Below are 14,114 nucleotides of genomic sequence, written 5' to 3'. Positions count from 1 at the left end.
GCTAGCGGACCGTGCGGCCCACCGCTTAGGCTGGCGCCGTCACGCTTGGCGTCACGCCGGTGCCGCCGTCGCTGGGCGGCTGTTTGCGGATCGTCACGCCCGGCTTCGGCGCCCGCGGCTCCAGGCCGGCCATGATGTCGTTGATCTGGTCCGCGTCGATGGTTTCCCATTCCAGCAGCGCTTTCGTCATGACCTCGACCTTGTCGCGGTTCGCCTCGAGCAGCGAGCGGGCCAGCTTGTATTGCTGGTCCAGGATGTTGCGGATCTCGGCGTCGACCATTTGCTGGGTCGCCTCGGAAATCGTCTTCGACGCGCCGCCGAAGAAGCCGTCGTTCTGGCTGTCCTCGTAGACCATCACGCCCATCGCGTCGGACATGCCGAAGCGGGTCACCATCGAGCGGGCCACCTTGGTGGCGCGCGAGAAGTCGTTCGAGGCGCCGGTCGACATCTGGCCGACGAAGATTTCCTCGGCAATACGGCCACCGAACAGGATCGAGATCTCTTCCAGCATCTTGTCCTTGTAGCCGGAGATGTTGTCGTGCTCGGGCAGCTGCCAGGTCAGGCCCAGCGCCCAGCCGCGCGGCATGATCGTCACTTTGTGCACCGGGTCGGCCTTCGGCAACAGCTTGGCGACGACCGCGTGGCCCGACTCGTGATACGCGGTGTTGCGGCGCTCTTCCTCGCGGATGACCATCGACTTGCGCTCCGGACCCATGAAGATCTTGTCCTTGGCATCCTCGAAGTCGATCATATCGACCAGGCGCTTGCTACGGCGCGCGGCGAACAGGGCCGCCTCGTTGACCAAGTTGGCCAGGTCGGCGCCCGAGAAGCCAGGGGTACCGCGGGCCAGGATGTCGGCCTTGACGTCGGTGCCGATCGGCACTTTGCGCATGTGCACGTTCAGGATCTGCTCGCGGCCGCGGATGTCCGGCAGGCCGACCGAGACTTGACGGTCGAAACGGCCCGGACGCAGCAGCGCCTTATCCAGCACGTCGGCGCGGTTGGTCGCGGCGACCACGATCACGCCGGACGACGCTTCGAAACCGTCCATCTCGACCAGCAACTGGTTCAAGGTTTGTTCGCGTTCGTCGTTGCCGCCGCCCATGCCGGCGCCACGGTGACGGCCGACCGCGTCGATCTCGTCGATGAAGATGATGCAAGGCGAATGCTTTTTGGCGTTCTCGAACATGTCGCGCACGCGGCTGGCGCCGACACCGACGAACATCTCGACGAAGTCCGAACCGGAGATCGAGAAGAACGGCACCTTGGCTTCGCCGGCGATGGCGCGCGCCAGCAGGGTTTTACCCGTGCCCGGAGGACCGACCATCAGCACGCCGCGTGGAATGCGGCCGCCCAGTTTCTGGAACTTGCTCGGGTCCTTGAGGAAGTCGACGATCTCGTTGACCTCTTCCTTCGCCTCGTCGCAACCGGCGACGTCGGCGAAGGTGACGGTGTTGTTCGATTCGTCCATCATGCGCGCCTTCGACTTGCCAAAGGAGAACGCGCCGCCCTTGCCGCCGCCCTGCATCTGCCGCATGAAGAAGATCCATACGCCGATCAGCAACAGCATCGGGAACCACGAGACGAATACCTGCTGCAGGAACGATGGCTCCTCGGGTGGTTTCACGTCGAAACGGATGCCGTTGTCGCGCAGGTCGCCGACCAGGCCGCGATCGAGGATCGTGGCGGTGGTGCGGACCTTGGTGTCATCGGTGCGGGTCGCGGTGATGTTGCCACCCTCGATCACGACATCCTTGATGCGCTTGGCTTTCACGTCATCCAGCAAATCGGAGTAAGCGATGGGTTTGGCGCCGCCTGCAACGCCATGGCTATCGAACTGCTTGTACAGCATGAGCAGGAGCAGTACGACGACTACCCAGATGGCTGATTTGGAAAACATGTTATTCACGAAAACTCCTTGGATGCGGGGCGCATCTTTTAACCTAGGGCTAGAAACCCGATTTTACTCGTAATAAGCAGGCGGTGCCAGAAGCCCACCCGTGCGCAGGGGTGTAAACCCAGCAGAAACGCACATTATTTGATCAAAATTTGGTGCGGATCAAGACAAAAGTACGCTTCCTTGCTGGATGTGCGGCCCGTACGGTAAAAAACAAGGGCGATCAAGGACGGAATTGGTCGGATTCGAGCGGTTGCGCCGACGCCATGCCATCGGTGGGGTTTTTCAAACCACGGCCGAGCAGGAAAATCTCGGACGATTTGTCGCGGCTGGCTTTCGGTTTTTTTTGCACCACGGTTTTAAACTCTTGGCGAAACTTCAACACGATATCGTTAAAACCCATGTCCTTAAAACATTTGACCAGCAAGGAACCGCTAGGTTTCAAATGCGCCTGCGAGAATTCTATTGCCAGATCGATCAGATGTTCCATGCGCGCGGCGTCGGCACTGGCGATGCCGGACAGGTTGGGCGCCATATCCGATAACACAACGTCAACTTTGCGGCCCTTGACCACGTCTTCGAGCTGTTGCAACACGTCCGGCTCGCGGAAATCGCCCTGGATGAAATGGAAGTCGGCGATCGGCTCCATCGGCAGCATGTCGAGGCCGATCAGGGTGCCGTTGATGCCGCCGCCATCCTTGCCGGCCAGCTTGCGGCGCACGTATTGGCCCCAGCTGCCGGGGGTGCAACCGAGGTCGACGATGACCTGGTCGGGCTTGATCAGGTGCTCGTCCTCGTCGATCTCCTTGAGCTTGAAAGCGGCGCGGGCGCGGTAGCCCTCTTTTTGCGCTAATTTCACGTAAGGGTCGTTAATGTGGTCGTGCAACCAGTTTTTGTTTAATTTCTTCTTCTTCATTCGCGTAGAATACTGCCTTTAAGGGAACCACTAAAAATATATTATGCAAAAACTTACACCCGTTGAGCGCAGCGCCCTGCGCGCCGAAGCTCACGCGCTGAAGCCCATCGTTCTGATCGGCGAAGCGGGACTGACCGCCAACGTCCTCAAGGAAATCGCCCTGGGCCTCGATTCGCACGGCCTGATCAAGGTGCGCGTGTTCGGCGACGACCGCGAAGCGCGCGCCGCCATGTACGACACCATCTGCGAGCAACTGGACGCGGCGCCGGTGCAACACATCGGCAAGCTGCTGGTCCTGTACCGTCCGAAAGTGGAAACCACGAAGGAACGCTCGACGTCGGGCAAAGGCCTGCGGGAAGTGACCATCGTCAAGCCTAGCCCGAGCGGCACCAAGCGTCCGTCCGTGACCAAGGTGCTGTTGAAAGGGAATGAACGCGTGACCCAGGGCGGCAACATCAAGCGCGCCAAGCCACAGCAGAAATCCTCGAAGAAGAGCGCTCTGGGTTCGAAATAAACCCGGGCATCGTCCTTTCCCCGGCGGGGAAAGGACGAAAACACTACATTATTGCTTAGTTATTGCTTGATCACCAGCCACGCGGCCAGCAAACTCTGCACCAAGAACAGACCGCTGGAAATGCCGTGCAGGATGCCGAACTCGTTCTTGGCGGCCGATTCCATCACACCGCCCGGCCCCGCCGCGGCACGCAACGCGCCCATCATCGGCTGCAAGCCGAAGTGCGACACCAGCGTACACCCCAGCATCACCAGGATCACCGCCATCAACGTGCGGCGCGACTTGACCTCGGAGTTGCGGGCCGAACCGGCGAAGATCCCGGCCGTCTCCGTGCCCTTGCTCACCCACACCAGCACCAGCATGATCGCGGCGCAGGCGATCGACAGCCATGCGAGGTTGTTAAAGAGGCTGGCGGCGATGGTGCCGGCCAGCGCGCGGTCGCTCAAGGTGGCGAACAGGGTCGGGGCGGCCAGATAGCCGATCGCCCACAAACTGCCCGCCCACAAGGTCGCGACCAGCAAACGGATACGCGCAAGTAGCATCAGATGTAACGCACTTCCAGAATTTCGTATTCGCGCGGGCCCGACGGCGCCTGCACTTCCACCACGTCGCCGGCGGACTTGCCGATCAGCGCGCGGGCGATCGGCGAGGTCACCGATACTTTGCTCAATTTCAGATCCGCCTCGTCCAGGCCGACGATCTGGTAGGTCACTTTCGCGCCCGATTCCAGGTCTTCGAGGTCGACGGTCGACGCGAACACGACGCGGCCTTCGGCGTCCAGGGTGGTCGGATCGATGATCTGCGCGGCGCTCAGCTTACCTTCCAATTCCGCGATGCGGCCTTCGACGAACGCCTGGCGCTCCTTGGCGGCGTCGTACTCGGCGTTTTCCGACAGGTCGCCATGCGAACGCGCTTCAGCAATCGCGTCGATCACGATACGGCGTTCTTTGGTCTTCAACTGGTGCAACTCTTCTTTCAAGAGCTCGGCGCCGTACTTGGTAAGTGGAACTGAAGTCATGTTGTTTATTTACTCTGGTTTTACAATGGAAAACCACAGAGGCCACGCCAACTGCAGCGCGAGCTCTGTGGTTCAAAAGTACTGCTAAGCCTTAGTGTAAGGTTTTATGCAGCCCTTGTAAATCGTACACTTGCAGTTCGTCCAAATGACGAATGCCCTCGACCGCCGCTTCGGCGCCGGCGATGGTGGTGTACGTCGTCACTCGCGAGGCCAGCGACGAGGTGCGGATCGCGCGCGAATCGGTGATGGCGTTGCGCTTTTCTTCGACGGTGTTGATCACCAGGACGATCTCGTGGTTCTTGATCATGTCGACGATGTGCGGACGGCCCTCGACCACCTTGTTGACGGCGGTGACCGGAATGCCGGCCGCCGAGATCACGGCGGCGGTGCCCTTGGTGGCCACCAGCGAGAAGCCGATCTCGACCAGGTCGCGCGCCACCTTGACGGCGCGCGGCTTGTCGGACGATTTCACCGACAGGAACACCTTGCCCGACTTCGGCAGCTTGACGCCGGCGCCCATCTGCGATTTGACGAACGCTTCGCCGAAGGTCTTGCCAACGCCCATGACTTCGCCGGTCGACTTCATCTCCGGTCCGAGGATGGTGTCGACACCCGGGAATTTCACGAACGGGAACACGGCTTCCTTGACGCTGTAGTAAGGCGGCACGACTTCGGTCGTGATGCCCTGCTGCGCCAGGGTCTGGCCGACCATGCAGCGCGCCGCGATCTTGGCCAGTTGCAGGCCGGTTGCCTTCGACACGAACGGCACCGTGCGCGAGGCGCGCGGATTCACTTCCAGCACATACACGACGTCCTTCGACACGCCGTCGACGTCCTGCTTCTGGATCGCGAACTGCACGTTCATCAGGCCGACCACGTTCAGGCCCTTGGCCATCAGCGAGGTTTGGCGCTTCAGTTCATCGATGGTGTCCTGCGCCAGCGAGTAAGGCGGCAGCGAGCACGCCGAGTCGCCCGAATGGACGCCGGCTTGTTCGATGTGTTCCATCACGCCGCCGATGAAGGTGGTCTCGCCGTCGGAGATGCAATCGACGTCGCACTCGATGGCGTCGTTCAGGAAGCGGTCCAGCAGCACCGGCGAATCGTGCGATACCTTGACCGCTTCGCGCATGTAGCGTTCCAGGTCGCGCTGCTCGTGGACGATTTCCATCGCCCGTCCACCCAGCACGTACGAAGGACGCACCACCAGCGGGTAGCCGATTTCCTGCGCCAGCGCCAGGGCGTCGGCTTCGGTGCGCGCGGTGCGGTTCGGCGGCTGGCGCAGGTCCAGCTTTTGCAGCATCTTCTGGAAACGCTCGCGGTCTTCGGCGGCGTCGATCATGTCCGGCGAGGTGCCGACGATCGGCACGCCGTTCGCTTCCAGGTCCAGCGCCAGTTTCAACGGGGTCTGGCCGCCGTATTGAACGATCACGCCGACCGGCTTTTCCAGGTCGACGATTTCCAGCACGTCTTCCAGGGTCAGCGACTCGAAGTACAGGCGGTCGGAGGTATCGTAGTCGGTCGACACGGTCTCCGGATTGCAGTTGACCATGATGGTCTCGTAGCCGTCTTCGCGCATCGCCAGCGCCGCGTGCACGCAGCAGTAGTCGAATTCGATACCCTGGCCGATACGGTTCGGGCCACCGCCCAGCACCATGATCTTCTTCTTGTCGGTCGGATTGGACTCGCACTCTTCATCGTAGGTCGAGTACATGTACGCGGTGTTGGTCGAGAACTCGGCCGCGCAGGTGTCGACGCGCTTGTACACCGGACGGATGTTCAGTTCATGGCGGCGCGCGCGCACCGCCTTGGCGTCGGTCTGCAGCAGGAAGGCCAGGCGGCGGTCCGAGAAGCCTTTTTGCTTCAGCTTGTACAGCACGGTCTTGTCCAGCTGTTCCAGTTTCTGCGTGTCCATCCACAGTTCCAGGTCGACGATCTCTTTAATCTGGATCAGGAACCATGGATCGATCTTGGTCAGCTGGTGCACTTCCTCCAGCGTGAAGCCCTGGGCGAAGGCGTCGCCCACATACCAGATGCGCTCCGGACCCGGCTCGCCCAGTTCCTCTTCGATCTTCTCGCGGTCCTTGGTCTTTTCGTTCAAGCCATCGACGCCGACTTCCAGGCCGCGCAGGGCTTTCTGGAACGATTCCTGGAAGGTGCGGCCGATCGCCATCACTTCGCCGACGGATTTCATCTGCGTGGTCAGGTGGTGGTCGGCGGTCGGGAATTTCTCGAACGTGAAGCGCGGGATCTTGGTCACGACGTAGTCGATCGACGGTTCGAACGAGGCCGGGGTCGCGCCGCCGGTGATCTCGTTGCGCAGCTCGTCCAGCGTGAAGCCGACGGCCAGCTTGGCCGCCACTTTGGCGATCGGGAAGCCGGTGGCCTTCGAGGCCAGCGCGGACGAACGCGATACGCGCGGATTCATTTCGATGACGATCATGCGGCCGTCGGCCGGGTTGATCGAGAACTGCACGTTCGAACCGCCGGTGTCGACGCCGATTTCACGCAGCACCGCCAGCGAGGCGTTGCGCATGATCTGGTATTCCTTGTCGGTCAGGGTCTGCGCCGGCGCCACGGTGATCGAGTCGCCGGTGTGCACGCCCATCGGGTCCAGGTTTTCGATCGAGCAGATGATGATGCAGTTGTCCGCCTTGTCGCGCACCACTTCCATCTCGTACTCTTTCCAGCCCAGCAGCGATTCTTCGATCAGCAGCTCGTTGGTTGGCGATGCTTCCAGGCCGCGTTTGCAGATCGCTTCGAATTCTTCTTCGTTGTAGGCGATGCCGCCGCCGCTGCCACCCATCGTGAACGATGGACGGATGATGGTCGGGAAGCCGACGTCGCGCTGCACGGCCCACGCCTCGTCCAGCGAGTGGGCGACGCCGGAGCGTGCCGAACCCAGGCCGATTTTGGTCATCGCGTCCTTGAACTTGGAGCGGTCCTCGGCCTTGTCGATGGCTTCCGGCGTGGCGCCGATCAGCTCGACCTTGTACTTGTCGAGGATGCCGTGGCGATGCAGGTCCAGCGCGCAGTTCAGCGCGGTCTGGCCGCCCATGGTCGGCAGGATCGCGTCCGGCTTTTCCTTGGCGATGATTTTCTCGACGACTTGCCACGTGATCGGCTCGATGTAGGTCACATCGGCCATTTCGGGGTCGGTCATGATGGTCGCCGGATTGCTGTTGACCAGAATGACCTTGTAGCCTTCTTCGCGCAGGGCCTTGCAGGCCTGGGCGCCGGAATAATCGAACTCGCAAGCCTGGCCGATAATGATCGGGCCAGCGCCAATAATCAGAATACTTTTAATGTCTGTACGTTTAGGCATCTTATTTTTTCTCCGTTGCTTCCATCATGCCGATGAAGCGGTCAAACAGGTAAGCGACGTCAGTCGGGCCGGGCGAAGCTTCAGGGTGGCCCTGGAAGCAGAACGCCGGTTTGTCGGTGCGGGCGAAGCCCTGCAGCGAGCCGTCGAACAACGAGCTATGGGTTACGCGGGTGTTGGCCGGCAGCGTCGCGGCGTCCACGGCGAAACCGTGGTTCTGCGAGGTGATCATCACCTTCTTGCTGTCCAGGTCCTGCACCGGGTGGTTGGCGCCGTGGTGGCCGAACTTCATCTTCAGCGTTTTCGCGCCGGAGGCCAGTGCCATGATCTGGTGGCCCAGGCAGATACCGAACACCGGGATGCCTTTGTCGATCAATTCCTTGGTGGCGGCGATCGCGTAATCGCACGGCTCCGGGTCGCCCGGGCCGTTCGACAGGAACACGCCGTCCGGGTTCAGGGCCAGCGCGTCGGCGGCGGTAGCTTGCGCCGGCAGCACCGTCACTTTGCAGCCGCGCTCCACCAGCATGCGCAGGATGTTGCGCTTGACGCCGTAGTCGTACGCGACCACGTGGAACTTGGGCTCCGCGAGTTTGCCGTAGCCTTCGCCGAGCGTCCATTCCGCTTCGGTGAATTCGTAGGCGGTCTTGGTCGAGACGACTTTGGCCAGGTCCATGCCGGCCAGGCCGGGGAAGGAACGGGCCAGTTCCAGCGCTTGCGCGGTGGACGGCTCGTTGCCTTGCGTGCCGACCAGGATGGCGCCGGATTGTGCGCCTTTTTCGCGCAGGATGCGGGTCAGTTTGCGGGTGTCGATACCGGCGATGGCGACGATGTTCTCGGCCTTCAGGTAATCGGCCAGCGACTGGGTGGAGCGGAAGTTCGACGCCATCAACGGCAGGTCACGGATGATTAGGCCGGCCGCGTGGACTTTGGAGGACTCGACGTCTTCTGGATTGACGCCGGTGTTGCCGATGTGTGGATACGTCAGGGTGACGATCTGGCGGCAATAGCTGGGATCGGTCAGGATTTCCTGATAGCCGGTCATGGAGGTATTGAAAACGACTTCCCCGGTGGTATGGCCGGCGGCGCCGATTGAAAAACCTTTAAAAATGGTTCCGTCGGCGAGGGCCAGTATGGCTGGAACGGCGGGGCCAGAAAAAAATGGCGGCAAGGGTAACTCCTGATAAAGTTACCGTAGCTGCGCCACGTCAGACGACCGTCGTGTGTCCCCCGCCGTCGCAGGCCGGGGTGGATGGTCAGATTGAATATGGAGTGAGTGGTAGTCGGCTACGGTAGAGGTGAGATTGGCTAAACCTTTGAATTATAACCAAATCCCACCTGCTTGGCAATGGAAGGCCGGCGAAATCGCGGCAAAAAAAATCGCCCTGAGCGGACGATTTCTTTTCCTTGCCAGATCAACATGTCACACTCCGGGATCCGGTCCTCCATCGCTAGACGGGCTGATCCGTCGAAGATCCGCGTAGGAATAGGCGAAGCGTAAACCGCCATGCATGCGCCGCCGACGGCCCGTGTAGCCCTCCCAATGTCGAGCCTGTGTAGCAATGACGGACCTGACCCTGGAGTTCAGCGTGGAACTTAATTCAGCGCGGCGATGCCGGCCTTGGCGATTTGCGCGTCTTCCGCCGATTTGACGCCCGAGACGCCGACCGCGCCGATGATGTGGCCATCAACGATGATCGGCACGCCGCCTTCGAGCATGCCATCGGTTTGCGGCGCCGGCGCGCTCAGGAACGAGACGCGGCCGTTGTTGATCATGTCTTCGTAGATCTTCGATTCGCGGCGGCCCAGCGCCGACACGCGCGCCTTGGCCGGCGCGATGTGCGACGACAGCGGCGCGGCACCGTCCTGGCGCTGCAGCCACAGCAGATGGCCGCCGTCGTCGACGATGGCGATCACGACCGCCCATTTGTTGGCGGCGGCCTCGGCCTCGGCGGCGGCGGCGATTTTCTTGACGTCGGCGAGCGACAAATATGGTTTGGTTTGCATGGTTCTTCCTTATTTTTCAAGCGGTGATAATAGAGGATGCGGTAACGCCTACGGCTTGCGCCGCGCTTCGAGTTTCTGTTTGATCTGCGGCATCGCCAGCGCGGCGGCCTGTTCGCCGGCCAAAATCGCCTGATTGCGGCCGGCGAAGTCGTTGCCGGCCATCTTGCCCAGGCTCGGCGCGATGACGATGTCGGCGTCCTTCAATTCATACTGGTTGATGCGCTGGCCCATGATGCTGAAGGTCTGCATGATGACGTCGACCGAACTGACGGTGGCCTGCACGTCGGCCTGCGTGGAGATATTGACGGCGATGACGAAGTCCGCGCCCATGTCGCGCGCGAAGCGCACCGGCACCGGCGCCACCAACCCGCCGTCGACATACGAGCGGCCGCTGATCGTCACCGGCTGGAACACGCCCGGCACCGACGACGACGCCCGCACCGCCATGCCGGTATTCCCGCGCTGGAAAAGAATCGGCTGGCCGGTCTTCAAATCCGTCGCCACCGCGCCAAACGGCACCTTGAGCTTTTCCATCGGCTGGTTGTTGACCACCTTGTTGACGTAGGCCTGCAGCGCCTCGCCCTTCAACACGCCGGTGCTTTTGCCGAACAGCGGCATGGCCCAATCGGAGATCGCCGCTTCATCCATGTCGAAGGCGAGTTTTTGCAGCTGGAAGCCGGTGTTCCCGGCCGCGTAAAGGGCGCCGACCACGCTGCCGGCGCTGGTGCCGACGACGATATCCGGATAAATACCCTGCGCCTCGAGCGCCTTGATCACGCCGATGTGGGCGAAGCCGCGCGCGGCGCCACCGCCCAGCGCCAGGCCGATCTTGATCTTGCGCGGCGGTAGCGGCTCGGGCAAGGCGATCGGCTGGACCGGCGTTTCAATCACTGGCGTGGTTTTGCAGCCGACGATGGCGGTTGCGGCGAAGATGGCTAAAGCGGCGAGGGTGAGACGGCGTAGTTGCATGTGTTGGTATAGTGGCTATGGTGGCTGATTTGGCGCAGCAGATTGTAACTGAATAGGCCCGGACGACTGCAAACGCGCACGCATTTGAGTGAACGCCGCATGCGGATTGGTTGAATTGCTTGATAAACTCACGCTACCCCTGTCTTGCAAGGCACTCCATGCTCCGCATCCTCGCCATCGCCCTCCTTTGCCTCCCCCTGTACGCCCACCGCATCCTGCACGCGGCCGAATCGCGCGACCTCTCGGGCGAGTGGCGCTTTGCCATGGACCGCAACGACGACGGCGTGAACCAGGCATGGTTCTCCCGCGATCTGAAGGACGGCATCGCCCTCCCCGGCATCCTGCAGGCGCAGGGCTACGGCGACGACATCACCGCCAAAACGCCGTGGGTGCTGTCGCTGTACGATAAGAACTGGGACCAGCGCGAAGACTACAAAACCCATACCGCCGCCGGCAACGTCAAGGTCCCCTTCCTGTCGCAGCCGCCCAAGCACTACCTCGGCGCGGCCTGGTACCAACGCGACATCGATGTTCCCGCCGCCTGGCGCGGCAAGCGCGTCGCCCTGTTGCTGGAACGTCCGCGCTGGGGATCGACCTTGTGGGTCGATGAGCGCAAGGTCGGCAGCAATCTCAGTCTGGTGGCCGGACACGAATACGATCTGGGGCTGCTGGCGCCGGGACGGCACCGGATCTCCGTCCGCGTCGACAACCGCATGCTGATGGCCTACCGGCCCGACGCCCACAGCGTCTCCGATTCGCTCGGCATGAGCTGGAACGGCATCGTCGGCAAAATGGAGCTGCGCGCCACCTCGCCGGTGTGGCTTGACGACGCCCAGGTCTACCCGGACGTGAAGACAAAAACGGCACGCGTCAAGATCAGCATCGGCAACGCCAGCGGCCGCGCAGGCAGCGGCACCGTCACGGCCAACGGCGTCGCGCACAAGGTCAAATGGAGCGCGCAAGGCGGCGGTGCCGAGATCAAGGTGCGCTTCCCTGCGAACACCCAAACGTGGGACGAGTTCAATCCCGCGCTGCAGAACGTCCGCGTTCAGCTCAAAGGCCCGGGCGCGGCCGATACGCGCGACGTCAGCTTCGGCTTCGCGCAGATCGCCGCCAAGGGCAATCAATTCCTGCTGAACGGGCGAACGCTGTTTTTGCGCGGCACCCACCACGGCGGCGACTTTCCGCTGACCGGCTCCCCGCCGACCGACGTCGCCTACTGGCGCAAGATCATCCAGATCAACAAGGACTGGGGCATCAACCACATGCGCTTCCACTCATTCTGCCCGCCGGAGGCGGCGTTCCAGGCCGCCGATGAACTGGGCGTGTACCTGCAGCCGGAACCGGGCATGTGGAACGAGGTCTCGCCAGGCACCCCGATGGACAAGATGCTGTACGAAGAGACCGAGCGCATGATCAGAGCCTACGGCAACCATCCATCCTTCATCCTGCTCAGCCCAGCCAACGAACCGAAAGGCCGTTGGAAGGAAGCCTTCGACGCCTGGATCGCCCACTACCGCAAGGCCGATCCGCGCCGGCTGTACTCCAACGGCACCGGTCACACCGAGAAGGAAGTCCCCGGCCTGGCCGACGGCACCGACTTCCTGGCGATGCAGCGCATCGGTCCAAAACCGCTGCGCGGCGACAAAGGCTGGTTCGGCCGCGACTACGGCGCTTCGCTGGCCGGCGTCAACGTGCCGGTGGTGTCGCACGAAACCGGCCAGTGGGCGGCCTATCCCGACTACGACATCATCCGCAAATTCAGGGGTTATCTGCGGCCGGGTAATTACGAGATCTTCCGCGACTCGCTGGCCCGCCACGGCATGGCCGCGCGCAACAAGGACTTCGCCTGGGCCTCGGGGAAATTCCAGGTGCAGGCCTACAAGGAGGAGATCGAAGCGAACCTGCGCACCCCGGGTTTGATGGGCTATCAACTTCTCGACCTGCACGACTATCTGGGCCAGGGCACGGCGCTGGTCGGCATCCTGGACGCGTTCTGGGAGCCGAAAGGCTACGCGACGGCCGAGGAATTCCGGCGCTTCAACGGCCAGACCGTGCCGCTGGCGCGGCTGCTAAAGCGCACCTGGAACACCAACGAAACGCTGACGGCGGACGTGGAGATCGCCCACTTCGGCGCCGCCGCCCTGGCCGACGCGCAGCCTTGGTGGAAGCTGATCGACGCCACCGGCCGCGTCGCCGCCAGCGGCGAATTCGCACGCCGCACGATCGACATCGGCAAGAACATCCCGCTCGGACAAATCAAGCTGCCCCTCAAGGAGTTGGCGGCGCCACTGGCGTACCGGCTCCAGGTCGGCGTCGGCACGGCGGTTGAGCCGCTGGCCGAAAACGACTGGAACATCTGGCTCTACCCCGCCAACATCACCACGCCGGAACCGGCCGACGTGCTGGTCACGCACAGCTGGCCGGCGGCCGAGGCCAGCCTCGCGGCGGGAGGCAAAGTGCTCTACCTGCCGCTGGCGCCGGATCTGGACTGGAGCGGCCCGCCGCTCGACAGCGTGCCGGTGTTCTGGAACCGCTTGATGAATCCCGCCTGGAGCCGCACGCTCGGGGTCTGGATCGACAACAAGCACCCGGCGCTGACGCAGTTCCCCACCGACCGCTTCAACGACTGGCAATGGTCGGAATTGATCAGGGGCGCGCGCACCGTCAATCTGGACCGGCTGCCGCCGGCGCTGCAACCGATCGTGCAACCGGTCGACGACTGGAACCGCAATTTCAAACTGGGCCTGCTGCTGGAGGCGAAGGTGGGCGACGGCCGCCTGATGGTCGCCAGTCCGGACCTGGAAACCAGGCTGGATAAGCGCATCGTCGCGCGCCAGCTGCGCAAGTCGGTGCTCGACTACATGGCCAGCGACAGCTTCAATCCGCAGACGGCCATCAGCGCCGCCGACTTCCGCAAGGCGTTGTTCGATACGCTGGTGATGAAGAAGCTGGCCGCCGGGGCCAGCGGCGGAAACAACCCGGCCAACGCCATCGACGGCGATCCGAACACCTTCTGGAGCGCCGGCACGCAGGCGGCGCCGCGCACCCCGCAGACGCTGACAATCGGCTTCCCGGCGCCGGCCTCCTTCTCCGGCCTGCTGCTGATGCCGCGCCAGAACCACCGCGACCATGAAGGCGACGTGCGCGAATACCTGATCGAAACCAGCGACGATGGCGATACCTGGAAGGAGATCAAACGCGGCGCGCTGGTCTCCACCTACGACCAGCAACGCATCGAATTCGGCAAGAACGTCAAAGCGCGCCAGCTGCGCTTCATCGCGCTCAGTGGCTTCGGCGGCGACAACACCGCGGCCATCGCCGAACTGGCGCTGCTCCATACCGGTCCGGCGCTGCCGGAAAACAGCGCGGGCGTGACGTATCGGCGCGTAAAGTCGGCCTCGAGCGACATCGACGAGAACATCGCACCCGCTACGGAACCACGCAGGGCGGATTAGGCGGAACGCCGTAATCGGC

Annotated in this window: 10 protein-coding genes; 2 read left to right on the top strand and 8 right to left on the bottom strand. The window is 62.6% G+C overall.

Going from position 1 to position 14,114, the window contains the following annotated elements:
• Nucleotides 1-25: 25 nt before the first annotated feature.
• Together ftsH and BMX85_RS17500 are read right to left on the bottom strand one after the other, a co-directional pair.
• Complete coding sequence (gene ftsH / locus BMX85_RS17505) at nucleotides 26-1,909, bottom strand: ATP-dependent zinc metalloprotease FtsH (protein WP_218147367.1); 1,884 nt, start codon at nucleotides 1,907-1,909, stop codon at nucleotides 26-28.
• 211 nt (nucleotides 1,910-2,120) lie between these two features.
• Nucleotides 2,121-2,813 (bottom strand): RlmE family RNA methyltransferase, encoded by a 693-nt coding sequence (locus BMX85_RS17500; RefSeq protein WP_090320937.1) that lies wholly within the window; start codon nucleotides 2,811-2,813, stop codon nucleotides 2,121-2,123.
• Nucleotides 2,814-2,856: 43 nt separating this feature from the next.
• Between BMX85_RS17500 and BMX85_RS17495 the strand changes: the two genes are divergently transcribed.
• Complete coding sequence (locus tag BMX85_RS17495) at nucleotides 2,857-3,327, top strand: YhbY family RNA-binding protein (RefSeq protein WP_090320933.1); 471 nt, start codon at nucleotides 2,857-2,859, stop codon at nucleotides 3,325-3,327.
• Nucleotides 3,328-3,386: 59 nt separating this feature from the next.
• Here the strand turns inward: BMX85_RS17495 and BMX85_RS17490 are convergent, their stop codons facing one another.
• The 6 genes from BMX85_RS17490 to BMX85_RS17465 form a co-directional block, all read right to left on the bottom strand.
• Nucleotides 3,387-3,869, bottom strand: a complete 483-nt coding sequence (locus BMX85_RS17490) for a DUF4149 domain-containing protein (RefSeq protein WP_090320930.1) — start codon at nucleotides 3,867-3,869, stop codon at nucleotides 3,387-3,389.
• Nucleotides 3,869-4,345, bottom strand: coding sequence for a transcription elongation factor GreA (gene greA / locus BMX85_RS17485; protein ID WP_090320927.1), 477 nt, complete (start codon nucleotides 4,343-4,345; stop codon nucleotides 3,869-3,871). Before greA ends, BMX85_RS17490 begins: the two co-directional genes overlap by 1 nt.
• 91 nt (nucleotides 4,346-4,436) lie before the next feature.
• Entirely contained in the window at nucleotides 4,437-7,667 is a 3,231-nt protein-coding gene (carB, locus tag BMX85_RS17480) for a carbamoyl-phosphate synthase large subunit (RefSeq protein WP_090320925.1), read from the bottom strand.
• A gap of 1 nt (nucleotide 7,668) precedes the next feature.
• Nucleotides 7,669-8,832, bottom strand: a complete 1,164-nt coding sequence (carA, locus tag BMX85_RS17475) for a glutamine-hydrolyzing carbamoyl-phosphate synthase small subunit (protein ID WP_090320922.1) — start codon at nucleotides 8,830-8,832, stop codon at nucleotides 7,669-7,671.
• A 425-nt stretch (nucleotides 8,833-9,257) separates the two neighbouring features.
• On the bottom strand, nucleotides 9,258-9,668 hold the full coding sequence (locus BMX85_RS17470; protein ID WP_090320919.1) for a GlcG/HbpS family heme-binding protein: 411 nt from the start codon (nucleotides 9,666-9,668) through the stop codon (nucleotides 9,258-9,260).
• A gap of 48 nt (nucleotides 9,669-9,716) precedes the next feature.
• Nucleotides 9,717-10,637: a patatin-like phospholipase family protein gene (locus BMX85_RS17465; RefSeq protein WP_090320915.1), complete on the bottom strand. Its 921-nt coding sequence runs from the start codon at nucleotides 10,635-10,637 to the stop codon at nucleotides 9,717-9,719.
• A gap of 158 nt (nucleotides 10,638-10,795) precedes the next feature.
• Between BMX85_RS17465 and BMX85_RS17460 the strand changes: the two genes are divergently transcribed.
• Nucleotides 10,796-14,095 (top strand): discoidin domain-containing protein, encoded by a 3,300-nt coding sequence (locus BMX85_RS17460; protein ID WP_090320912.1) that lies wholly within the window; start codon nucleotides 10,796-10,798, stop codon nucleotides 14,093-14,095.
• Nucleotides 14,096-14,114 lie beyond the last annotated feature (19 nt).

Source organism: Duganella sp. CF517 (genome assembly GCF_900110275.1).
GTDB lineage: Bacteria > Pseudomonadota > Gammaproteobacteria > Burkholderiales > Burkholderiaceae_D > Rugamonas.
The sequence above is the reverse complement of the archived record's forward strand: the minus strand, read 5'-3'. Positions and strand labels throughout refer to the sequence as shown.